The following is a 24,759-nucleotide window of genomic DNA, read 5'->3' as shown; positions in this document are numbered from 1 at the left end:
AAGACCTCATGCAAACCAACTTGCTCAAACCCAAGTCCATCAACGTGGAGCCCCTGGGCGGTCATCGCGCCAAGGTCACCCTGGAGCCGTTCGAACGCGGCTACGGTCACACCCTGGGCAACGCCCTGCGCCGTGTGCTGCTCTCGTCGATGGTGGGGTATGCGCCGACGGAAGTGACGATTGCCGGCGTGCTCCACGAGTACTCGGCCATTGACGGCGTGCAAGAGGACGTGGTTCACATCATGCTGAACCTCAAGGGCGTCGTCTTCCGCCTGCACAACCGTGAAGAAGTGACCCTTGTCCTGCGCAAGGAAGGCGAAGGCCCCGTCACCGCTGCCGACATCCAAACTCCGCACGACGTCGAGATCATCAATCCCGAGCACGTCATTGCCCACCTGTCGCAAGGCGGCAAGCTGGACATGCAGATCAAGGTCGAGAAGGGCCGTGGCTATGTGCCGGGCACGATGCGCCGCTTCGGCGACGAGCCGACCAAGAGCATTGGCCGCATCGTCCTCGACGCCTCGTTCTCGCCCGTCAAGCGCGTCAGCTACGCCGTCGAGAACGCTCGCGTCGAGCAGCGTACCGACCTGGACAAGCTGGTCATGGAAATCGAAACCAACGGCGCCATCTCGCCGGAGGAAGCGATCCGTGCCTCGGCCAAGATCCTGGTTGAGCAGCTCGCCGTGTTCGCCCAGCTGCAGGGCACCGACCTGGTCGACGCCTTCGACCAGCCGGCCCAGCGCTCCAGCAGCTTCGACCCGATCCTGCTGCGCCCGGTCGACGAGCTCGAGCTGACCGTGCGTTCGGCCAACTGCCTGAAAGCCGAAAACATCTACTACATCGGCGACCTGATCCAGCGCACCGAGACCGAGCTGCTGAAGACCCCCAACCTGGGTCGCAAGTCGCTCAACGAAATCAAGGAAGTGCTGGCTTCCCGCGGTCTGACTCTGGGCGCCCGCCTGGAAAACTGGCCGCCGCAAGGCCTCGACAAGCGTTAAGCAAGTCGGCTGCCGGCCGGTGGATGCATCGGCCCGCCCTTCACGAGGGCATGTATTTGAAAGATGGGTGGCGCGTTGACCAACGCCACCCGGTGCACCCCCCAGTACCTGATCCGGCTGGGGGCATTAACGAAGTGAAAGGAATAGCACCATGCGTCACCGTAACGGCCTCCGTAAACTCAACCGCACCAGCGCCCACCGCGCTGCCATGCTGCGCAACATGTGCGTTTCGCTGCTCGAGCACGAAGCTATCAAGACCACGGTCCCCAAGGCCAAGGAACTGCGCCGCGTTGTTGAGCCCCTCATCACGCTCGCCAAGGAACCCACGCTGGCCAACCGCCGCCTGGCTTTCGACCGCCTGCGCGACCGCGACATCGTCAGCAAGCTGTTCAACGTGCTGGGCCCGCGCTTCGCCGCGCGCCCGGGCGGCTACACCCGCATCCTGAAGATGGGCTTCCGCGTCGGCGACAACGCGCCCATGGCTTTCGTTGAACTGGTGGATCGCGCCGAAGGCGAGACCGCTGGCGAAGCCGTCGAATAAGCTCAGCCCGCGCTGATCTGCAGAGCCCGCCTTGTGCGGGCTTTTTCATGGCCGCTTGCAACGTCGGCCTCCTCCTACGCGCCAGTCACGCCCGGCCTGACGATGTCGCCGCGACGCTGCGCGCACAGTGGAATGCCAGCTTTCACTTCGCAGGAGCCCGCGCATGAGCCTCCATCCCACCATCTCCTCGGCCAAGGTCGAGGGCACCGCGGTCTATGACCTCGCCGGCGACAAGCTCGGCGCCATCGACGACCTCGTCATCGACAAACGCACCGGTCATGTGCGCTACGCCGCGCTGGAGTTCGGCGGCTTCCTTGGCGTGGGTACCGACCGCTACCCGCTGCCCTGGGACATGCTGAAGTACGACACCAGCAAAGACGGCTATGTCGTCAACCTAGACCGCGACCTGCTGACCACTGCGCCGCGGTACGCCAAGGAAGCCGCGCCGGCCTACACCGAGGACTACGGTCGCAGCGTCTACACCCACTACGGCTTCAACTGGCAGTGAGGACGATCATGAGCAAGCCCCATCTCGGCCGCAGCCACAACGCCCAATCCGGTCCGGTGAAGCACACCGCCGGCGAGTTCGCCACCAGCAAGTCCACCCAGGGGCAGACGCTGACCAAGCAGGCCAAGGCGCCGGCGCGCCAGAAAGACGGCACAGAGCGGGAAGCACCCCAGGGCCCACCTCAGCACAAGATCTGACGCTGAATCAGCGGCGCAGCGGCAGCCAGTGAAGCTCGCCGGCGCCGAGCACCGCGACTTGCGCGCCGTGGCGGGCGAGGTCCGCGCGCCGCAGCGTCAATGCGCCGGTGAGGCCGCCAAACGCAGGCAGCACCAGGGCGTGCGGGTAGTGCACGAAGCAGGGGCGGCGCAGCCGGTCGCCTGCGCGGCTGGCGATGACGACCGCCGGATGCCAGTGCCCCGCGAGCGTGAAGCCGGGTGCCCCTGGCGGTGGCGGTTCGTGCCCGGCTGTCAAAGGCCCTAACGACAATGCCGTGCTGACAACTTCTAATGGCAGCCCAGGCGGATGGATGCGCCGGTCGTGGTTGCCGAGTACCAGCACCGTTGGCACGCCTCGCGCAAAGCCGTCGACCGACTCAAGCAGAGCCGGCGTCAGCCCTTCGGCGCTGTGCCAGAAATCCCCCAGCACGACGAGCCGCCTCGCGCCGTGGCTTGCCGCGAGCACTTCCAGCAGTGCCAGCGTCCGCGCGCTGCTGCCCGCGGGCACCGCCTGCCCTTGCGCACGGAAGGCCGCGCCCTTGCCCAGGTGCAAGTCGGCGGCGAACAAGGTGCGCGCGGCGGGCCACCAGACGGCACCTTCCGGCAACAGCCAAAGGAGTTCGCCGGCGGCTTGGATGCTCAAGCTCATCGACGCCTCCGCCGCGCACCACCGCCCTTGGCGGTTTTGGCGGTTCTGGCGGCCTTGTCACTCTCCTGTCCAAAGGCGAGCTTCTCTCCCACGTCCTGTGGCGCCGCACCACCGCCCGCTGCCGCCTCCAGCTCCGCCAGCATGCGTGTCAGCCGCTGCGCCAGCGACTCGGTCGTCACCCGTTCGCGCAGCATCTCCACCAGCAGCGGAAAGGCCAGCGGCGAGGTTCGCTTTGGACGCTGCAAATCCAGCGGCATGGCGGCCAGCCGATCCAGCGTGCGCGCCAGCGAGTCCTCATCCAGCTCGGCCGACAACAGCTCCTCCTCGGCCTGGCGCAGCAGGCGGTTGCCCGGGTCGTGCTGGCGAAATACATCGAAGTACAACGAGCTCGACGCCTGCAACTGGCGCTGGCTGCGCACCTCGCCCGGATGGCTCTGGAAGATCAGCCCCGAGATGCGCGCAATTTGCCGGAAGCGCCGTCGCGCCAGCTCGCTGGCGTTGATGCTGGCCAGCACCTCCTGGCGGAGTGTTTGACGATCCACCGCCGCGAGCAACGCCGGCAGGCGGGAGGTCCAGTCCACGTCGGTGGCGCTGAGCAGTTCCATGCCGTACTCGTTGATGGCGACGGTGAAGGTGGCCGGCGTGTCCCGCCCGACGCGCCAGGCCAGCAACCAGGCCAGCCCGAGGTGCACCGTGCGCCCCGCGAACGGGTAGAGGAAGAGGTGATGCCCATCCGACGATGTCTGTACCTCGGCCAGCAGTCGCTGCGAGCCGGGCAGGCCGGACCATTCGGCCTGCAGCTTCAGCAGCGGCGCGACGAAGCGCATCTCCTTGTCCAGGTAGCGGCCCTGCGCGGCTTCGTCGAAGCGCTCCAGCATCGCGTCGGCCAGCGTGTCGGAGATCGGGAACTGCCCGCCGTTCCAACGCGGCAGCAGCGCGCGGCCCGGCTTGCCCACGCGCACATAGGCGGTCAGGCCCTCGACACGCACCAGCTCCAGCGCACGGCCGCCCAGCAGGAACACATCGCCCGGCTTGAGCCGTGCGATGAAGCTTTCTTCCACCGTCGCAATGCGGCCGCCGGTCAGGAACTGCACATTCATCATCGCGTCCGACACGATGGTGCCGATGTTGCTGCGGTGGCGCCGCGCCAGCCGCACATCGGGCACGCGCCAGACCCCTTCGTCGTCGGGCACCACGCGCTGGAAGTCGGGATAGGCGCGCAGGCTCTCGCCGCCGTGGCGCACAAAGGCCAGCGCCCATTGCCAGGCCTCGTCGCTGAGACGTCGATAGCTCGGCGCGGTGCGCACCTCGGCCAGCAGCTCGTCTGGCCGGAAGCCACCGCCCAGCGCGACCGTGACGAGGTGCTGTACCAGCACGTCCAGCGGTGCTGCGGGCGCATGGCGCGGCTCGATGCGGCCGGCCTCCACCGCCGCGCGCAGTGCCGAGGCCTCGACGATCTCCAGGCTGTGCGTCGGCACCATGGTCACGCGGGAGCGCCGCCCTGGCGCATGGCCGCTGCGGCCGGCGCGCTGCAGCAGTCGCGCGACGCCCTTGGCCGAGCCGATCTGCAGCACCTGGTCCACCGGCAGGAAGTCCACGCCCAGGTCCAGGCTGGCGGTACAGACCACCGCCTTGAGCTGACCGGCCTTCATGGCCGCCTCCACCCAGCGGCGCAGTTCGGCATCGATGGAGCCGTGATGCAGCGCGATCGCGCCGGCCCAGTCCGGCCGCGCATCCAGCAAGGCCTGGAACCAGCGCTCGCTTTGGGAGCGCGTGTTCGTGAACACCAAGGTGCTGGCCGCCTTGTCGATCAGCTCGACGACAGCCGGCAGCATGGTCAGGCCCATGTGGCCGCCCCAGGCGAAGCGCTCGATGCGCTTGGGCAGCAGTGTCGCGATGTCGATCTTCTTGTCCTGGGCGCCACGCACCAGCACGGCATCCGGCGCCAGCACGTCGCGCGCTTCGTCCAGGTTGGCCAGCGTGGCCGACAACCCCCAGGTCATCAGCGCCGGGTTCCAGCGCCGCAGCCGCGCCAGCGCCAGCTGCAGTTGCACGCCGCGCTTGGTGCCCAGCAGTTCATGCCATTCATCGACGACAACGAGGCGCACGCGCTTGAGCATGTCCGGGGCGTCGGCGCGGGACAGCATCAGGCTGAGGGACTCGGGTGTCGTGACGAGGCCGGTGGGCCAGCGGCGTTGTTGCGAGGCGCGCTCGCTGGTGGATGTGTCGCCGGTGCGGGCGGCGAGCGTCCAATTCGGCGCCAGTGTCGTGGCGGCGTCTTGCAGGGCCAGCAGGGTGTCGTGGCTGAGCGCGCGCATCGGCGTGACCCAGATGACGGTCAGCGGCGCTTCCTTGTTGCCAAAGGCTTGCAGTGCGCCGAGCCAGACGGCCAGGGTCTTGCCGGAGCCGGTGGTGGCGTGGAGAAGGCCGGAGTGACCGGCTTTCATTTCCTTCCAGACGGTGCGTTGGAATGGGAAAGCCTTCCAGCCTTTGGTTTCCAGCCATGTGGTGGTTGGGCTAGGCATCGGGAGCCTTTGCCTTGCAGCGAAAAGACGCTCGCTCCGCCAAAGCAACCCCGATCAACTCACCACCTCCATCAACTCCCGCAGCGAATCCAGCGTATCCGCCTCCCACAACGGCTTGTCCTCCCGAATCCTCAGCATGCGCGGAAACCTCACCGCGATGCCGCTCTTGTGCCGCGTGCTCGCCTGGATGCCCTCAAACCCCAGCTCGAACACCATCGTCGGCCGCACGCGCCGCACCGGCCCGAACTTCTCCACCGTCGTCTTGCGGATCTCGCGGTCCACGCGCTTGATCTCCTCGTCGGTCAGCCCTGAATACGCCTTGGCGAACGACACCAGTGTCAGGTCGCCCCCTGTCGAATCCAAAGCCGCCTCAGCCTCCGCCGCATCCCGCGGCGCGCGGTTCCAGACGGCAAAGCTGTAGTCCGTGTAGAGGTTGGCGCGACGGCCGTGCCCGGCCTGGGCGTAGATCAGCACCGCATCCACGCTGAGCGGCGCGACCTTCCATTTCCACCAGGCGCCCACCGTGCGGCCGATGCCGTAAGCCGACTCGCGGTGCTTCAGCATCAGCCCTTCGACCCGCTTCTCGCGCGAGTCCTCGCGGGCGGCGGCAAGGCCGGCCCAATCGCCAGCGTCCACCAGCGGCGAGGTCGCGATGCCGAGCTGCTCCAGTCGCGCACGGCGCAGATGCATCGGCTCCTGGCGGCGGTCCACGCCTTCGCTCTCCAGCAGGTCGTAGGCCAGCAGCCGCACCGGCGCCTCGGCCAGGATGGCCTTGGACAGCTTGGTGCGGCCGATGCGCTTTTGCAGCAGCGCAAACGGCGCCGGCTCGGCCTCGCCGTGGCGCCAGGCCAGCAGCTCGCCGTCGACGACGGTGCCATCGGGCCAGGTACTGGCTTCGAGCACCACTTCGGGAAAGCGTTCCGTCACCAGCTCCTCGCCGCGCGACCAGATCCACACCTGGCCGTCGCGCTTGACCACCTGGGCGCGGATACCGTCGTACTTCCACTCCGCCAGCCAGTCGCTCCGCTCGCCCAGCGCCTGCGGCTCGCCGGGCAGCGCATGCGCCAGGAAGAAGGGGTAGGGCTGGCCGCCACGAGAGCCGCTTGTGTCCTCGGCCAGCAGCGCCTGGAAGCGCGCGGCCGTCGGCGGCGTGTCGATCTGGGTGTAGCCCATCATGCGCTGGGCGATGCCGGCCGCGTCGGCCCCAGACCACTCGGCCAGCGCCCGCTGCACCAGCAGCTTGCTGACACCGACGCGAAAGCCCCCGCCCACCAGCTTGACGAACATGAAGCGCTCGTCCGCCGACAGGCCCTGCCACGCGCTCAACACGGCCTCGCGTCGCGCCGCTGCGTCGAGCGCACGCAGCGGCAGGATGCGCTGTTCCATCCAGTCGGCCAGCGGCTCGTCGAGCTTGTCCTGCGGGTCGGGAAGCACGTAAGCGATGGCCTCCGCCAGGTCGCCGGTGACGGCATAGCCGGCCTCGAACAGCCACTCCGGCAAACCCGCCGCCTCGCAGGCCAGCGCTCGCAGCTCGCTCGTGGGCACCGCTCGGCGTGGCGTGCCGCCGGCCAGCAGATAGACGGCCCAGGCCGCATCACGCGCGGGCGCGTCGGCCAGGTAGCGTTTCAATGCCGCCACCTTGGCCAGTGTGGACGTGCTGGCGTCGATGGCGAGGTAGAGGGCGACAAAGCGCTTCATCGCGCCGCCTCCACGCCATGCGTCTCGTCGCCGTACTCGGTCGCAAAGGCCTCGGCCTGCAGGCCCAGTTCGCTCAGGTAGCGCACCAGCGCGCCTTCGTCGCCATGGGTGACGATGACGCGCTGCGCACCGGTGGCGGCGATGGCCGACAGCAGCCCCGGCCAGTCCGCGTGATCGCTGAAGACAAAGCCGCGGTCCACGCTGCGGCGCCGGCGCGCGCCGCGCAGCCGCATCCAGCCGCTGGCAAAGGCGTCGCTGTGCGGCCCCAGGGCCTTGGCCCAGCGGCTATCCTGCACCGCCGGCGGCGCAATGACGAGGGCGCCGCGCAGTGCCTTGAAATTGGTCTCGGGCGTCACGGACTCCACCTCAGGCAGCGCGATGCCGGCCGCGCGGTAGGCCGCGTTCAGTCGCTCGACCGCCGCATGCACCAGCACCGGCCCGGGCGCGTCGGCAGTCGCCAGCCCGGCCACCAGCCGCTGTGCCTTGCCCAGGCTGTAGCCCATCAGCAAGGCGTGCTTGCCCTGGGCGGCGCAATCGGCCCACCAGGCCCGCATCTCGCCAAGCACCTCGGTCTGCGGCGCCCAGCGGTAGATCGGCAGCGCAAACGTGGCCTCGGTGATGAAGACATCGCAGCGCACCGGCTCGAAGGGGCTGCAGGTGGTGTTGGCGTCACCGGCGCCGCTGACGAAGTAGTCGCCCGACACCACCCACACCTCGCCGCGGTGCACCACGCGCACCTGGGCGGATCCGAGCACATGGCCGGCCGGGTGCAGGCTGACGGTCACCTCGCCCAGTTGCAGGGGCTCGCCATAGGCAAGGCCCTGGAAGGCCATGTCGGGGCCCACGCGCGAGCGCATCAACCCCTCGGCGTCCCGTTGCGCCAGATAGGCGCCGTGCCCTTCACGGCAATGGTCGGCGTGGGCGTGCGTGATGACGGCGCGCGCCACCGGCCGCCAGGGGTCGATGTAGAAGTCGCCCGCCTCGCAGTACAGGCCCTCGGCGCGCCGGGTGATCAGGTCAGCCATGGCTCGAGTGTGCCGATCCCGGCGTGCGGCTGCTGTCGGACGGCGCCGCCCCGCCCATTTGCGGGCCGCCGCGGAACTCAAACGCCGCTGCCGTGACTCACCACGGGTGCGACCGCCAGGTCCTGCCCGCCGCCACTGCTCCGGACCCGACCTTGCTGCTCGCCTCCCGCCCCTGCCGCCGCTCGCCCTTGCGCCTCAGCCTGCTGGCTGTGCAGCTGCTGGCCAGTGCCTCCGCTTGGGGCGCTGGCACGCCGCCGGTGGTGCCGACGCCGGCCGAGTTGACCCGCCCGCCCGAGGCCCGCAACACCGAGCTGCCGCCCGAGCGCCCGCAGGTCACGCGCGAGCTCGGCAAGCCCGACGACGAACTCAAGATCGACGTTGCTGCCTACAGCCTGCCGCCCGACGCCCCAGTCGCCCTGCGCGAGGCCCTGCCGCGATTGACTGCTGCCTTTGTCGGCAAGGAGCGTGGCTTCGAGGACCTCGTCAACGCTGCCAACGAGGTGACCCGCTTCCTGCAGCGCGACCTGGGCCTCTACCTGGGCTACGCCTACATTCCCGAACAGGTCTTTGACGGCCAGACCGTGCGCATCGCCGTGCTCGAGGGGCGCCTGGACCGCGTCGTGCTGAACTGGAGCGAGGGCCTGCCGGTGGACCGTGAGGTCGTCGAAGCCTATCTGGCGCGCCTGAAGCCGGGCGACGTGCTGACGGTGGACGCCGTCGAGCGCACCGTCTTCCTCATCAACGACCTGCGCGGCATCGTCACGCGGGCCGAAGTCAAGGCCGGCAGCGCGCCGGGCACGGCCATCCTCGAGTTCACGCCGCGCGCCGAGTCGCGCTACAGCGGCAGCATCGACGGCGACCTCAACGGCTCCAAGGTCATCGGCGCCCAGCGCCTGGGCGCCCAGGTCGTCATGGCCAGCCCGCTGGGCCGCGGCGACGGCCTGTCGGCCTCGGTGCTGGCCTCTACCGGCGGCGGCCTGCTGTTCGCGCTGCTGGGCTACACCAGCCCCATCGGCGCCGACGGCTTCAAGGCCGGCGCCTCGCTGTCGGCGGTGCGCTACCAGCTCGACAAGAAGGAATTCCCCCTCGGCCTGGACGGTACCGGCACGACGCTCAACCTCTTCGCCCTCTACCCTTGGGTGCGTTCGCGCAACCTCAACCTGTTCGCGTTGGGCGCCGTCGACGCCAAGCGTTACGTCGACAAGGTCGCCGCCCTGTCGACGAAGAAGCATGTGGACGACGCCAGCGTCGGTGTCAGCGGCGATTTCCGCGACAGCCTGCTGAGCGGCAGCGTCAACACCTTCGAGCTCAACCTGGCCCAGGGCCGGCTCCACTTCCCGGCCGGCGCGCCCAGCGGTGGCGACGACGCGGCGAGTTTTCGCAAGCTCAGCTTCGCGGCCTCGCGGCTGCAGAACGTACTGAGCAATCGGCTGCTGGCCTATTTCACGATGCGCGGCCAGTGGGCCCTGTCCAACCTCGACTCGACCGAGCAGTTCCGCGCCGGCGGCCCGAACGGCGTGCGCGCCTTTGCGCCGGGCGAGGGCACGGGCGACAGCGGTGCCGTGGCCAGCCTGGAACTGCGCTGGCTGCCACCGGCCAGCCTGTTCGGGCGCTGGGCGAGCGAGCTGGTGCTGGCGGCCTTCTACGACGGCGCCTTCATCCGGTACCGCCACGACGCCAACCTCGTGCTGCGCGAACCCGGCTACCTGAACCGCGCCTGGCTGGGCGGCGCGGGGCTGTCGCTGGTATGGGCGCGCGGCAACGCGTATGCCTTCCGCATGAGCCTGGCGACGCCCACGCATGGCCATGCCAGCACCGAAAGCCAGTCCAGCAAGCTGCGCCTGTATGCCCAGGGCTCCTGGAGCTTCTGATGCGGCGCCTGCAACCCCTCGCCCTCGCGCTGTGCCTTGCGGCAGCCTATCCGGCGGCCCATGCGCTGCCTCAGGGCGCCCAGGTCGTGCAGGGCCAGGTCGCCATCAGCTCTGGCCTCATCCAGCAGGGCAGCGACAAGGCCATCGTCAACTGGCAGAGCTTCTCCATCGCCGCGGGCGAGGGCCTGCGCATCCAGCAGCCCAGCGTCAATTCGGTGCTGCTCAATCGTGTCGTCGGCGGCGACCCGTCCCTCATCCTCGGCCAGATGCAGGCCAATGGCCGTGTCTTCCTGATCAACCCGCGCGGCATCGTCTTCGGGCGGGGCTCGCAGGTGGATGTCGGCGGTCTCGTCGCGTCCACGCTGGACCTGTCCGACACCGCCTTCCTGGCCGGCAACTACCGTTTCTCGGCCGGCACAGGTGCAGGCGGCTTGCAAGCCGATGGCAGCATCAGCGCGCCGGGCGGTACGGTGGCGCTTGTCGCTCCCCAGCTCAGCGTCGGCGGCAGCATCGCAGCGCGGCGCGTCGGCCTGGGTGCGGCCAGCACCGTGCAGGTGGATGTGGAAGGCGATGGCCTTGTCCTCTTCAACCTGCGCAACGACGACAACCGCGACGTCGCGCTGAAACTCAGCGGCCGCGTGCAGGCCGAAAGCAGTGCCGAGGTGCGCGCGCAGGCTCGCGGCGGCGCGGCCGGTCAGGTGCTGAACATGGACGGCATCGTGCAGGCGCGTGGCCTGCGCCAGCAAGGCGGCCGCGTCGTCATCGACGGCGGCACGGTGGGCGTCACCACCATCAATGGCAGCGTGGACGCCAGCGGCGAAACCGCCGGCAGCATCACCGCGCTGGGTCAGAAGCTCGCGCTGCTGGACGGCGCGCGGCTGGACGCATCCGGGCGCTTCGGCGGCGGCAGCCTGCAGGTCGGTGGCGGCTTCGAGGGCAGGGGCACCGAGCACAACGCCGAGCAGACCTGGATAGGTGCCGGCGCTGAGCTGCGCGCCAATGCCACCGAACGGGGCGATGGCGGCCGCATCGCCGTCTGGGCTGACGGACGCACCGACATGCTCGGCAGCATCTGGGCCCGCGGCGGGCGTCTGGGGGGCAATGGCGGCATGGTCGAGACCTCGGGCCGCCAGCAGCTCAACCTGCTCGGCCGCGTTGACGCCAGCGCACCGCTGGGGCGGTCGGGCCAGTGGCTGCTCGACCCCAACGACGTGGTCATCAAAGCCAACAGCGGCACCAACACCAACGTTGGCGTGGCGCCGAATTTCGCCAGCACGGACGATGCTGCCGTGGTCGACGTTGGCGCCCTCAACAATGCGCTGTCCGGCGGCACGTCGGTGACGGTGCAGACCCTGGCCTTGGGCACCAACGGCCAACATGGCGACATCGACGTCCAGGCCGCCATCGTGCCTACCGGCGCGGCCACGCTGAACCTGATCGCCTTGCGCAACATCAGCTTCAGCGCCGGCAGCATCGGGGCGGGGGCAGGTGCCCTCAACGTCGTCCTGCAGGCCGGCGGCGACATCACCGGCAGCACCCTCAATACAGGCGGCGGCAGCCTCACCGCGGCGAGTTCGGGCGCGGGCACCGTCGCACTGGGCAGCGTCACCAGCGCAGGCCTGACCCTCAGCAGCGTCGGCGGCGACGTCGTCCTGCCGACCGGCACGGTCACGGGCAATGTCGGCGTCACCACCAGCGGCAGCGGCGCGATCACGCAGGCCGGCGCGTTGGCGGTGACTGGCACGACGGGCGTCACCACGGGATCCGGCAACATCACGCTGACGGCGGCCAGCAACAACCTGCAGGGCGCGGTCAGCCTGACGACCACCGGCATCACCCAGGTCAGCAATGGCAGCGGCCATGCGCTGACCCTGGGCACGCTGAACACCCATGCCCTCACCGCCAGCGCCACCGCCGCCAACCTGAACCTGGGCAGCGGCACCGTCACCGGCAATTTCAGCGCGACGACGACCGGTGCCGGCACCATCACCCAGGGCGGTGCGCTGACGGTGACGGGCACGACGACGCTGGGCAATGGCAGCGGCAACATCACGCTGGCCTCGGCCAACGACCTGCGGGGGCTGGTGAGCGTCACCACCACCGGCAATGCGCAACTCGTCAATGGCAGCGGCAAGGACTTGTCCCTGGGCGCGCTGAGCACCGGGGGCCTGACCGTCAGCACCAGCAATGCCAATCTGGACCTCGGTAGCGGCTCGGTTGGCGGCAACCTCAGTGCAGCGACGACGGGCAGTGGCACGCTGACGCAGACCGGCGCGCTGACGGTGACCGGCACATCGGCCTTGAGCAACGGCAGCGGCAATATCACGCTGGCCTCGGCCAACAATCTACAAGGTGCGGTCGACATCACGACCACTGGCACGACGCAGATCGCCAATGCCAGCGGTAATGCGCTGACTTTGGGCACGCTGAGCACACGCACGCTGACCGTCAGCACCAGCGGCGCCGCCCTGGCCCTGGGCAGCGGCACGGTCACCGGCGCCCTCAGCGCGACGACGACGGGCACCGGCACCCTCACGCAAGGCGGCGCGCTGACGGTGACGGGCGTGACGGCCCTCAGCAATGGCAGCGGCAATATCACGCTGACCACGGCCGGCAACGACTTCCAGGGCGCGGTCAGCATCACCAGCACCGGCGCCACCCAGCTCAGCAATGCCAATGGCAACACCCTGACCCTGGGCACGCTGAACACCGGCGCGCTGACCGTCAGCGCCAACCATGCCGACCTGGTGCTGGGCAGCGGCTCCGTCGGCGGCAACCTCAGCGCGACGACGACCAACAACGGCACGCTCACGCAGAGTGGCGCGCTGACGGTGACGGGCGCCAGCAGCCTCAGCAATGGCAGCGGCGACATCACGCTGACTTCGGCCAACGACCTGCAGGGGGCCGTCAGCGTCACGACGACCGGCACCACGCAGATCAGCAATGGCAGCGGCAAGGCCCTGACCCTGGGGACGCTGAGCGTGCGCGACCTGACGGTCAACACCAGCGGCGCCAACCTGGGCCTGGGCAGCGGCACCATCAGCGGCAACCTCGGCGCGACGACGACCGGCACCGGCGCCATTGCGCAGAGCGGTGTGCTGACGGTGACCGGCACCAGCGGCCTCAGCAGCGGCAGCGGCGGCATCACGCTGGCGGCGGCCAATGACCTGCAGGGCATGGTGAGCGTCACCAGCTCCGGCAGCAGCCAGATCGTCAACGGCAGTGGCAATGCACTCGCCCTGGGTACGCTGACCACCGCCGCGCTGGCCGTCAGCACCAGCAATGCCGACATCGATCTTGGCAGCGGCACCGTGGGCGGCAACCTCAGCGTGACGACGACGGGCAGCGGCGCCCTGACGCAGAGCGGCGCGTTGGTGGTGACGGGCAGCAGCAGCCTGGCCAACGGCAGCGGCAACATCACGCTGACCTCGGGCAACAACCTGCAGGGCGCGGTCAGCGTCACGACCACCGGCACCACCCAGCTCAGCAATGCCAGCGGCAACGCGCTGACGCTCGGTACGCTGAGCACCCATGCCCTGACTGTCAGCACCAGCGGAGCCAACCTGGGTCTGGGTAGCGGCACGGTCACGGGCAACCTCAGCGCCACCACCACCGGCACCGGCGCCATCACGCAGGGCGGCGCGCTGACCGTGACCGGCACCTCGGCCTTGAGCAATGGCAGCGGCAACATCACGCTGACCTCGGCCAACAACCTGCAGGGCGCCGTCGGCATCACCACCACCGGCACGACGCAGATCGCCAACGGCAATGGCAACGCGCTGGCGCTGGGCACGTTGAACACCCACGCCCTGACCGTCTCCACCAGCAATGCCCATCTGGGTCTGGGCAGCGGCACGGTCACCGGCAACCTCAGCGCGACGACGACGGGCACCGGCGCCATCACGCAGGGCGGGGCGCTCACGATCAGCGGCACCACAGCCTTGAGCAACGGCAGCGGCAACATCACGCTGACGTCGGCCAACAACCTGCAGGGCGCGGTCAGCCTCACCAGCAGCGGCACCACGACGCTGGGCAACGGCGGCGGCAACCCGTTGACGCTGGGCACGCTGAACGCCGGCGACCTGATCGTCAGCACCACGGCCGGCGGCGCGCTGAACCTGGGGCAAGGCAGCATCAACGGCACACTGAATGCCAGCAGCCATGGCGGCATCCTCAGCCAGACCGGCGCGCTGTCAGTCAGCGGCGTGGCGACGCTGGACGCCACCACCAGCGGCGACATCAGCCTGCCCAACACCGGCAACCAGTGGCATGGCCTGAACCTGGTCGGCAACTCGCTGGACCTGCGCTCGGGCGGCGACCTTGAAATCCTCAGCCTGACCCAACCCGCCAATCGCGCGCTGACCCTGTCGGCCGGCGCCAACCTCATCCTCGGGCCGGCCGCCAGTATCGACACCGGCACGGCCGACCTCACGCTGGCCAGCGGTGGCAGCTTCACGATGGGCGGCACGCTGGCCGGTCACAACATCGACCTGGCGGCCCAGACCGGCCTCGCCCTCGGCCAGAACATCACGGCCAGCGGCACGCTGAAGTTGACGACGGCCAGCGGCGACGTCAACCAGACCGGCGGCAGCCTGCTCATAACCGGCACGACGACGGTCTCGGCTGGCGGCTCGGTCATCAGCCTGAACCAGCCGACCAACCACTTCGGCGGCGCTGTCAGCCTGAGCGGCGGCACCACCGGCGTGACGGACAGTGCCGCGCTGACGCTGGGCACAGTGAACACCGGCGACCTGACGGTCACCTCGACCGGCAACCTCGGCCTCGGCCAGGGCAGCGTCACCGGCACGCTGAACGCGATCAGCAACGGTGGCGCCATTACCCAGACCGGCGGGCTGATCCTGACCGGGGTCACGACGCTGGACGCCGGCAGCGCCGACATCACGCTGAACCAGGCCAGCAACGATCTGCAGGGCGCCATCACCGCCACGGGCGGCGCGGTGTCATTGCGCAGCGCCAACAACCTCAACCTCTTCGCGCTGACCCAGCAGCCCAACAAGGGCCTGGAGCTTGAGGCGGGCGGTACCCTCATCCTGCCGGCAGGTACGAGCAATATCGACACCGGCACCGAGGCCCTGACGCTGTCCAGCGGCGGCGTGTTCAGCACCTTCGGCACGCTCAAGGGCGGAGCCGTCACGCTCAAGGGTCAGTCGGCGACGCTAGCGCATGACATCACGGCCACCGGCGCTCTCGCCGTGACGAGTACCAGCGGCGCCATCAACCAGACTGGCGGCCGCATCAGCGCCACGGGCACGAGCAGCTTTGATGCCGGCGGCCAGGCCATCACGCTGAACGCGGCGACCAATCAGTTCACCGGCCTGGTCTCGCTGACAGGCGGTACCACTCAGATCAGGAGCCAGGGCGCGCTGGGGCTGGGCAGCCTGGCGACCGGCTCGCTGCAGATCCTGGCCGGCGGCACACTGGGCCTGGGCACGGGCAGCATCGGCGGCGCCCTCGGCGCCACCAGCAGCGGGGCCGTCACCCAGGCTGCTGGCGGCCTGAGCGTGACCGGTACCTCGACCCTCGATGCCGGCGGCGCCGACATCACGCTGGGCGACTTGGCCAACAGCTGGACCGGCGCCGTCGCGCTGACCGGCAGGAACGCCTTGCTCAAGAGCAGCAGCGCCGTCACGCTGGGCCATGTCAATGCCACCTCGCTGGCGCTGACGACGGGTGGCGCCATCACCCAGGGCGCGGGCACGACCCTCGGCCTGACCGGCGCCCTGGGCGTGGACGCGGGCACTGCGGCCATCACTCTGGCCAACACCGGCAACCAGCTCGGTGGCACGGTCACGCTGAAGGGCGGCGCCACGCAGCTGCGCACCACCGGCGCGCTGACGCTGAGCACGCTGGACACGGGCGCGCTGACGGCCAACAGCACCGGCGCCATGAACTTGGGCCACGGCAGCATCGCCGGCAACCTGGCCGCCACCAGCGGCAATGGTGTCATCACCCAGGCCGCCGGCGGCCTGAGCGTCAGCGGCACCGCCAGCATCAACGCGGGTACGGCCGACATCACGCTGGACGACGCGGCCAACGGCTGGACCGGCGCCGTGGCGCTGACCGGCCGCGATGTGCGCCTGACCGACACCAGTGCCGTCGACCTCGGCGCCGTCAGCATCCGCTCCCTCGTGCTGAAAGCCGGTGGCGATGTGACCCAGAGCGCGCCGCTCAGCCTGACCGGCGCCTTGAACGTGGATGCGGGCAGCGCCGCCATCACCCTCAACAACACCAGCAACCAGCTCGGCGGCCTGGTCACGCTCAAGGGCGGCGTCACGCAGGTGAAAACCGCGGCCGGCCTGACCTTGGGGCCGTTGACCACCGGCGACCTCACGGTGGGTGCTGTGGGCCCGCTGAACCTGGGCCAGGGCAACGTCACCGGCAACCTGGTGGCCAACAGCGGCAATGGCGCCATCAGCCAGTCCGGAGCGCTGCACGTGACCGGCTCGGCCGTCTTCAACTCCGGCAGCGGCAACATCACGCTGGCCAACGCCGGCAACCAGTTCCTCGGCGCACTGAGCCTGACCGGCAATGCGGTGACCCTGTTCAACCAACCCAGCCTGAGCTTCGGCACGCTGAGCTTCAACAGCCTGGATGCCACCAGCAACGCCAGCATCACGCTGGGCAGCGGCACGCTCAGCGGCGCGTTGACTGCCCGGGCGCTGGGCGGTTCGATCACGCAGGTGGCGGGCGGCCTCACCGTCGCCGGCAACGCGACGCTGCAGGCGGCGACCGGCATCACCCTGACGGATGCGGCCAATCACCTCAACGGCGTCGTCAGCCTGAGCGGCAGCGCCAGCGCGGTGACGAACGCCGGCGGCCTGCGCCTGGGCACGCTAGCCACCGCCGGCCTGACGCTGAACGCGGCCGGCACGCTGGACCTCGGCAGTGGCGCCGTCGGCGGCACCCTGACGGCGGTCAGCAGCGGCGCCATCAGCCAGTCGGGTGCGCTGTCGGTGAGCGGTGGCACCAGCCTGAATGCGGGCAGTGCCGGCATCTCGCTCGGCCAGGCCGGCAACGCCTTCGCAGGCAGCGTCGACCTGCATGGCGGCGCCACCGTCATCACGGCCGCCAGCGCGCTGAGCCTGGGCAGCCTCAACGTCGCCGGGCTGACGGCATCGGCCTCCGGCGCCCTGCGCCTGGGCACCGGCTCGGTCGGCGGCGACCTCAATGCCAGCGGCAGCGCCATCACGCAGGTCTCCGGCGGCCTGGCTGTCAGCGGGGCATCCACGCTGAGTGCCGGCAGCGGCAACATCGATCTCGCCGAGGCGGGCAATGCCTTTGCCGGCGCGGTCAGTTTGGTCGGCGGCGATGTGACCCTGGCCAACGGCGGCGCGCTACGCCTGGGCAGCGTCACGGCCCATGACCTCAAGGCCAGCGCCGGCGGCGACCTCGACCTGGGCGGCGGCACGGTGAACGGCGAACTGACGGCCACCACGCGTGGCAGCAGGATCAGCCAGTCCGCGGCGCTGACGGTCAACGGCGTGGCCAACTTCGTCGCCGACGGTGGCCTCGCCACCCTGGTGCTGGATCAGCCGGGCAACCAGTTGCTGGGCGGCATCGCCATGCGCGGCGTGAATGGCGGCAGCTTCGCCAGCGCCGACATCAGCAGCGCGCTGGACCTGACGTTCAGCGGCGATGTTCAGACGCTGAAGCTCAGCAGCGGGGGTCTGCTGACGCTGGGCGGGGGCCGCAGCACGACGCTGACGGCCGCGGCCCACAGCGGCATCGTGCAAACCGGCGCGCTGCAGGTCAGCGGCCTGACGACCCTGGTCGCCCAGGGCGGCACGGTCATGCCAGTCGACATGGTCCATGCTGGCAACGACCTGAACCGCGTGCAGTTGCAGACCGCGGCTGGCGGTAGTCTCGGCCGTGTGCAGCTGCGCGATGGCGACGGCAGCCGGCACGACGGCCTGCAGTTGCTGGGCGACGCGGCCAGCCTGGAGATCACCTCAGCCGGTGCGCTGGACTTGGGCGGCGGCCGCTACGGCAGTCTGATGGCTGACACGAGCGCCACCGGCGCAGCCTTCACGCAGAGCGGCGCTCTGGCGGTCAGCGGCCCGGCGACGCTGAAGGCTGGCGGCGGCGCGATCACGTTGATCCGCCCCGACAACGACTGGGGCGGCCTGGTGCAGCTCGGCGGCGGCACAGTGCAAATCACCGCCGCCGGCGCGCTGACCCTGGGCGATGTCGCCACAGACAGCCTGAGCGTGAATTCGGCCGGTGCCCTCAACCTGGGCCAGGGCGTGATCGGCGGTGCCCTGCTCGCAAGCAGCGGCGGCAACGCCATCACGCAATCTGGCGCACTGCAGTTCGGTGGCATGGCCACGCTCAACGCCGGAGGCGCGGACATCGCGCTGCCCCACGCCGGCAATCAGTTCCTCGGCGTCATCAACCTCGCCGCCCGCGACGCGACGCTGTTCAGCCTGCCCGGCCTCAGCCTCGGCACATTGGCTCTGCGCAGCCTGGACGCGAGCAGCAACGGCGGCATCGTCCTGGGCACCGGCAACCTGAGTGGCGCGCTGAGCGCACGAGGTGCCGCGATCACTCAAGTGGTGGGCGGCCTCGCCGTGGCGGGCGGCAGCACGCTGCAGGCAGCGGGCGACATCACGCTGACAGAAGCGGCCAACCAACTGGGCGGCCTCGTGAACCTGAGTGGCGGCACCACGGCCCTGAGCAATGCCGGCGACCTAAGTCTGGGCAGCGTCGCGACCGGTCCCCTGACGCTGGACGTGGCCGGCGCGCTCAACCTCGGCGGCGGCCGGATCGACGGCGAGCTGAAGGCGGTCAGCCGCGGACCACTGACCCAGACCGGTTCGCTCGCGGTCAGCGGCGCAGTCACGCTGGATGCTGGCGCCGCGGCCATCACCCTGGGCCAGGCCGGCAACGCATTTGCCGGCACGGGCATCAACGTTACCGGCGGCAACACCCTGCTCATCAACAGTGGCCCGCTCAGCCTCGGCCTGCTGAACGTCGGCGACCTGACGCTCGCCTCGAACGGTGCCTTGCGGCTTGGCAGCGGCACGGTCGGCGGCGAGCTGAAAGCGAGCAGCGGCGGGGGCGAGATCGGCCAGGTCGCTGGCGGCCTCAGCATCGCCGGCGCGTCGACACTGGACGCAGGCAGCGCCGCCATCCAGCTCAACGAGGCCACCAATGCCTTCGGTGGCCCGATCCATCTGCTTGGCGGCGATGTGAGCCTCGTGGCCAGCGGCGCGTTGCGCCTGGGCAGCTTCACAACGCGCGATCTCAAGCTGAGCGCTGGCGGCGACATCTCGCTGGGCGGCGGCCGCGTCAGTGGCGATCTGACGGCACTGATCCGGGGAACGACCCTCACCCAGACCGGTGCGCTGTTTGTCGCCGGCTCGAGCGAATTCATCGCCGACGGCAGCCTCGTGAATCTCGTGCTGAACCAGCCCGGCAACCAGTTGCTCGGTACGGTCAGCATGCGCGGAGTGAACGGCGGCAGCTTCGCCAGCGCCGACATCAGCAGCGCGCTGGACCTGACGTTCAGCGGCGATGTTCAGACGCTGAAGCTCAGCAGCGGCGGCCTGCTGACGCTGGGCGGCGGCCACAGCGTCAGCCTCAGCGCCGCGGCGGCCAAGGGCATTCTGCTGACCGGGCCGCTGCAGGTGAGCGGCCTGACGACGCTGATCGCCAACGGCGCGGCCGTGCCCGTCGACCTGGCCACCCATGGCGCGGGCAACGACCTCAACCGTGTGGAGCTCAAGGCCCAGGCCGGCGCCAGCCTCGGACAGGTGCAACTGCGCGATGGTGATGCGGCACGCCATGACGGTCTCAAGGTCACGGGCGATGCCGCCCAGCTCGAAGTCACGTCGGCCGGCGCACTGGACCTCGGTGGCGGCAGCTACGGCAGCTTGGGCGTGGACACTGCGGCGACCGGCGCTGCCGTCACGCAAAGCGGCGCGCTGACGGTCGTGGGCCTCACGACCATCAAGGCCGGCAGCGGCAATGTCACGCTGACCCGGCCCGACAACAGCTTGACGCGCTTCGCGATCGACAGCGCCGGCATCGCCAGCCTTGTCAGCGCGGCCGACTACAGCGTCAACGCGAGCCATGTCTCGACCCGGCTCGAACTCGCCGGGCCCGGCGCCCTCAACCTGGTGGGCCCGCTGTCGGGTAGCGGCGAGCTTGTCATGAGCGGCAGCGGCAGCCTGACGATGACGACGGCCCAGAACTACAGCGGCGGCACGCGCATCAACTCGGGCACCGTCGTGTTGTCAGGCCCCTTGGCCCAGGCCGGCAGCGGTGCGGTGCAATTGAGCAGCGCAGGCCAGCTCGATCTGCGCGACGGCGCCGTCATGGATGCTGAACTGGTGGCCAACGGCGGACGTGTGATCAACACTGCGGGTGCTGGCACGCTGGCTGGCGCGGTGACGCTGAAGGCGGCCACAACGGAGTTTCTGCCCGGTATGGGCGGGCTGACGATCAGCGGCGACGTCGCGGACGGCGGTGCCGGCTTCGGGCTGCGCCTGGCGGGCAGCGGCACGCTGACGCTGGCCGGCAGCAATCACTACGGTGGCAACACCGACATCGCCTCCGGCACTCTGCGCGTCACGGGTGAGTTGCCTTCGACCAGTGCGGTGCAGGTCGCGAGCGGGGCGGTGCTGGCCCTGGGCAAGGACCAAGCCATCGGTTCGCTCGCCGGCGCGGGCCGCGTCGAGCTCGGCAGCTTCACGCTGGGCACGGGCCTGGATGGCACGAACACGAGCTTTGCCGGGAGCGTCGTGGGCAGCGGCGGCCTGGCCAAGCTGGGCAGCGGCCGCTTCGTGCTGGGTGGCAGCGGCGCCCACACCGGCGCGACGCGCGTGGCGGCGGGTGAACTGGTGCTGGCGAGCAGCACCGCGCTGAACGACGTCACGGCCGTGAGCGTGGAGGCGAACGCCACGCTCACGGTGCAGCAAAGCCTCAACCTTGGCTCGCTCGCCGGCGCCGGCACGGTGGACGTGCAGGCGGCGCTGCTCGGCGTCGGCAGCAATGGCGGCAATACGCGTTGGGACGGCGCCATCATCGGCAGCGGCGGCCTGGCCAAGCTTGGCACCGGCGTCTTCACGCTGGCCGGTCACAACACGCTGGCGGGCGATCTGCAGGCCCATGCCGGCACGCTGCAGCTCGAAGGCGCCGGCGCTGTCAAACCCTTGGCCGCCGGCGCAGCAACAGCGCCGGTCGTGCCGGCCTCGGCTGGCGTCAACGTGGCCGGCGGCGCGACGCTGGAGTTGCTGACCGACGTCGACCTTGGTGCGCTGAGCGGTGCCGGCCAGGTGCAGCTCAATGCCAACACGCTGGTCCTGGGCGCCAGCGGCCGCAGCAGCCGCTTCGACGGCGTCATCGGCGGCGATGGCGGCCTGAGCAAGGCGGGCAGCGGCACGCTGACGCTGGGCGGCGCCAACCTCTACACCGGTGCCACGCGGGTCGACGGCGGCAGCCTGGTGCTGGATGCGGAACAAACCCTGGCGGCGGCCAGCGCGCTCGTCATCGAGACGCCGGGGCAGGTGCAGGCCAATGCGCGCCAGACGGTGGCCTCGCTGAACGGCGGCGGCAACCTGGTGCTGAACGGCGCTTCCCTGGCGGCCGGCGCCGATGGCGCCGACGGCCGCTTCGACGGTGTCGTCAGCGGCAGCGGTGGCCTGATCAAGCAGGGCGCCGGCATGCTGACGCTGACGGCCGCGCACCGCAACAGCGGCGCCACCGTCATCGAGGCCGGCACGATCCAGCTGACCGGCAATGGCGCCCTGGGTTCGGGCGAGATCCAGAACCAGGGTGAGCTGCGGCTCTCGCGCAGCGACGCGCTGACGCTGGACCAGGCCATCAGCGGCCGCGGCAGTCTCGTCATCACCCAGGGCCAGGTGACGCTGGGCAGCGCCGCCAACAGCTACAGCGGCGCCACCCAGGTGCTGGGCGGCGGCCTCGTCACGACGGCGGCCGAGCGCCTGTCCGACGCCAGCGCGGTGCAGGTGGCCGCTGGCGCCCAACTGCAACTTGGGGGCGCCGAGACCATCGCCTCGCTGCAGGCCGCCGGCAGCGTGCGCCTGGCCGGCAACCTGACAACGCGGGCCGAGCAGGTCTACACCGGCAGCCTGACCCTGGCCAATGCGGCCGGGCTGACGCTCACCGGCACGCTGATCGACGCCAGCCGCAGCACCAACCAGTTCGGCAGCGCGCCGCTGGGCCTGAGCGGTGGCCAGGCCCTGGTGGCCGCCAAGGACAGCCTGCAGCTGGGCGACGTGACCCTGTCGAGCGGCGGCCGCATCGAGGCGGGGCGCCTGGCCATCAACGGCAAGCTGCAACTCACGGGCGGCAGCCTCGCGCTGGTGGCCCAGGCCGCGCCTGACGACGCCAAGGCCACGCTGCAGGGCACGGCCCAGGTGCCGGTCGCCGGCCAGCCGCTGGCGGTGGCCGAGGCGACCGTGCAGCAGGGCAGCGCGAGCGCCATCACGGTCGCCGAGGGGGCCTCCCTGTCGGTGCATGCCGCCGGTGGCGGCTCGGTGCTGCTGGCCCAGGATGCCAACAGCTTCAAGGGCCAGCTCTCGGTACTCAGCGGCGCGAACTACAACACCGCCTGGGCGCCGAATGCGAAGGGCGGCCAGGCCGTGCAGTCCGAGGTGCGCGTGTCTGGCCAGCAGGTGGGGGTGGGCGGCAGCGGTATCGAGGCCGACCTGATCTACATCCGCGCGGACCAGCTCGCCACGGCGGGCGACGCCAAGCTGGTGGCCCGCATGCCGTTCGACGAGATCGTGCTCGGCAGGGCCTTGTCGGCACCGGGCATGGTGCTGGAGCTGGCGCCCGGCGCCTTCGGCACGCCCGGCAGCTTTGGCGCCGTCAACGGCCAGCCCATCCGCATCGAGGTGGGTTCCACTGCAACGGGGAGCCGCACGACGGGACCGAACGCCGGCTATCTGACCGTGCTGCCCAAGGCCGGTGCGCAGGGCTCGACAGCGGTCGTGCTGATCGGCCCCGAGGTTGGCAGCCAGCCCACCACCGGCGGCACGGCCTATCGCTTCTTCCATGATGGGGCCAGTCAGGCAACGGAGATCCCGGTGGTCTATAACGGAGTCCTGCCGCTGACGCCGGCGGCCTCTGGAGCCCTGTCTTCCATCAACGGCGACGCCGAGGACGCCCGCCGTGCCCGTTTCCAGGAGACCGTGCGCACCGAGAACGTGACGGTGCGCCTGCGTTCCGGCGTCATCGCCGAGGTCGGCCCCGGCCGGCCGTCCACCCAAGGCAGCGAGGGCGCCAAGCCGCCCGAACTGTGCGACCCCGCCGCCCAGCCTGCGCTGAGCTGCAAGCCTGCGAGCCCATGAGCGTGTTGCCCGAAACCCATCCTTGCCCCCGCCTCGCGCGCCGCCGCTTCCTGTGGGGCTCGTTGCTCGGCGCGGGGCTCGCCGTTCGGCCCGTCGCGCGCGCCGCCGCGGACTCTCAGCTGCCGAGCACTGAAATCCGCCTGGCGCTGCTGCTGGGCAACCGCAACTATCCGCAGCCCTTCGACCTGCCGCCGATCCCGAAGAACCTGCGCGACCTGGAGGCAGTGCTGGAGCGGCGCGGCTTCAAGGTCACGTCGGCGCTGGACCTTGACCTGCCGGCGGCGCGCCGAGCGCTGGAAGTGTTCATCGCCGAGGCTGCTGCGAGCCCGGCGGATGCGACCGTGTTCTTCTACTTCAGCGGCCACGGCGTGCAGGTGGACGCGTCCAACCTGCTGCTGCCCGCCGGGCTCAATCCCTCGGCCAAGGGCGAGCTGCTGCAGAACAGCAGCATGCAGTTGCTCAGCGACGTCGTGCGCCGCCTGCCCGCGCGCCGCGAGGGCATGATCATCGCGGTCGTCGATGCCTGCCGCACCGGCCTGCGTGCCGGCGAGCTGGTGGGCCTGAACCAGGTCGAGGCGCCGCCGGGCTGCCTCATCACCTTCTCCACCGGTGCCGGCAAGCCGGCCATCGCGCCGGCCGTCGAGACGCAGAACACCTTCTACACCGGGTCGCTGGTCAAGCTGATGGGCAGCGTGTCCGACCAGACGACCTTCCCCGAGCTGATGCAACTGGTGCGCAGCGACGTGCGCGAGACCATGCTCAACCACCCGGTGGCCGCCATCCGTCAATTGGCCCAGGACCCCTTCATCGCCGACCACACCCGCGTGCGCCTGAACGTGGAGCCCAGGCGCGCAGGTGCCGTGGCGCCCGCGGCGCCCGACATCGACGAGGACGCGGTGCTGAAGAAGCTCGAGCAGCTGGCCTGGCCCGCCGAAGTGGTGCAGGTGGCCGAAGACTTTCTGAAGGCCCGGCCCGAGAGCCCCTTCGCACCCGGGGTGCAGGTGGCACGTGACGGCGCGCGCCATGCGCTCAAGGCGCTGCAGCGCAGCGACGTGCGCCTGTACCGCTCGGCCTTTTCCTTCAACCCGGACATGCCCGCCGAGCAGCGCCAGGACCTGCTGCGCTGCGGCCGCGGCGACAAGGATGCCGCCGCGCGCATGGCCTGGCGCGTTCGCGGGCAGAACAGCGGGGGCTATGGCTCCTCGGCGGCGCAATCGCGCTACGAGGGCTGGATGCAGTTCGCCGTGGCACTGGGCAACGGCATTGCCAGCTATGAACTGGCCCTGCATTTCCGCAACACCGGCCAGCCGCTGCTGGCCTCGCAGTTCGAGGCGCGTGCCCGCGACCTCGGCTACACGCCGCCGCCCGACCTGGACAACGTGCGCAAGTAGG

The 24,759-nt window shown here is 70.2% G+C and carries 11 protein-coding genes; 7 read left to right on the top strand and 4 right to left on the bottom strand.

Annotation, left to right across the window (positions count from 1 at the left end):
• The first annotated feature begins 8 nt into the window (after positions 1-8).
• From rpoA to ASC95_RS07890, 4 genes are all read left to right on the top strand, one after another.
• Positions 9-998 carry a DNA-directed RNA polymerase subunit alpha gene (gene rpoA, locus ASC95_RS07905; protein ID WP_056194188.1) on the top strand — a complete coding sequence of 330 codons (990 nt, stop codon included), beginning with the start codon at positions 9-11 and terminating at the stop codon, positions 996-998.
• A gap of 151 nt (positions 999-1,149) precedes the next feature.
• Entirely contained in the window at positions 1,150-1,539 is a 390-nt protein-coding gene (gene rplQ, locus ASC95_RS07900; RefSeq protein WP_056194184.1) for a 50S ribosomal protein L17, read from the top strand.
• Between the two features lie 163 nt (positions 1,540-1,702).
• Positions 1,703-2,047 (top strand): PRC-barrel domain-containing protein, encoded by a 345-nt coding sequence (locus ASC95_RS07895; protein ID WP_057297230.1) that lies wholly within the window; start codon positions 1,703-1,705, stop codon positions 2,045-2,047.
• 8 nt (positions 2,048-2,055) lie between these two features.
• The gene (locus ASC95_RS07890) at positions 2,056-2,244 is read left to right on the top strand and encodes a hypothetical protein (protein ID WP_057297229.1); all 189 of its coding nucleotides are present in this window, start codon (positions 2,056-2,058) and stop codon (positions 2,242-2,244) included.
• A 7-nt stretch (positions 2,245-2,251) separates the two neighbouring features.
• On the opposite strand, the gene pdeM is transcribed toward ASC95_RS07890, so the two are convergent.
• Genes pdeM through ASC95_RS07870 form a run of 4 tightly spaced genes read right to left on the bottom strand, consistent with a single transcriptional unit; the run spans position 2,252 to position 8,159 of the window.
• The gene (gene pdeM / locus ASC95_RS07885) at positions 2,252-2,911 is read right to left on the bottom strand and encodes a ligase-associated DNA damage response endonuclease PdeM (protein ID WP_057297228.1); all 660 of its coding nucleotides are present in this window, start codon (positions 2,909-2,911) and stop codon (positions 2,252-2,254) included.
• Positions 2,908-5,436 carry a ligase-associated DNA damage response DEXH box helicase gene (locus ASC95_RS07880; RefSeq protein ID WP_082567607.1) on the bottom strand — a complete coding sequence of 843 codons (2,529 nt, stop codon included), beginning with the start codon at positions 5,434-5,436 and terminating at the stop codon, positions 2,908-2,910. The genes pdeM and ASC95_RS07880 overlap by 4 nt, the downstream gene beginning before the upstream one ends.
• 54 nt (positions 5,437-5,490) lie before the next feature.
• Positions 5,491-7,134 carry an ATP-dependent DNA ligase gene (locus ASC95_RS07875; RefSeq protein WP_057297226.1) on the bottom strand — a complete coding sequence of 548 codons (1,644 nt, stop codon included), beginning with the start codon at positions 7,132-7,134 and terminating at the stop codon, positions 5,491-5,493.
• Positions 7,131-8,159, bottom strand: coding sequence for a ligase-associated DNA damage response exonuclease (locus ASC95_RS07870; protein ID WP_057297225.1), 1,029 nt, complete (start codon positions 8,157-8,159; stop codon positions 7,131-7,133). Before ASC95_RS07870 ends, ASC95_RS07875 begins: the two co-directional genes overlap by 4 nt.
• 152 nt (positions 8,160-8,311) lie before the next feature.
• On the opposite strand from ASC95_RS07870, the gene ASC95_RS07865 reads away from it, so the two are divergent.
• Genes ASC95_RS07865 through ASC95_RS07855 form a run of 3 tightly spaced genes read left to right on the top strand, consistent with a single transcriptional unit; the run spans position 8,312 to position 24,758 of the window.
• Positions 8,312-10,030 (top strand): ShlB/FhaC/HecB family hemolysin secretion/activation protein, encoded by a 1,719-nt coding sequence (locus ASC95_RS07865; RefSeq protein WP_162250738.1) that lies wholly within the window; start codon positions 8,312-8,314, stop codon positions 10,028-10,030.
• Positions 10,030-23,367 carry an autotransporter-associated beta strand repeat-containing protein gene (locus ASC95_RS07860; RefSeq protein WP_057297223.1) on the top strand — a complete coding sequence of 4,446 codons (13,338 nt, stop codon included), beginning with the start codon at positions 10,030-10,032 and terminating at the stop codon, positions 23,365-23,367. The genes ASC95_RS07865 and ASC95_RS07860 overlap by 1 nt, the downstream gene beginning before the upstream one ends.
• Entirely contained in the window at positions 23,364-24,758 is a 1,395-nt protein-coding gene (locus ASC95_RS07855; protein WP_057297222.1) for a caspase family protein, read from the top strand. Before ASC95_RS07860 ends, ASC95_RS07855 begins: the two co-directional genes overlap by 4 nt.
• Position 24,759: the final 1 nt, after the last annotated feature.

It is taken from the genome of Pelomonas sp. Root1217 (genome assembly GCF_001425705.1).
Classification (GTDB): domain Bacteria; phylum Pseudomonadota; class Gammaproteobacteria; order Burkholderiales; family Burkholderiaceae_C; genus Pelomonas.
Note: the sequence above shows the minus strand (reverse complement) of the source record. Positions and strands in the feature narration are given on the sequence as shown.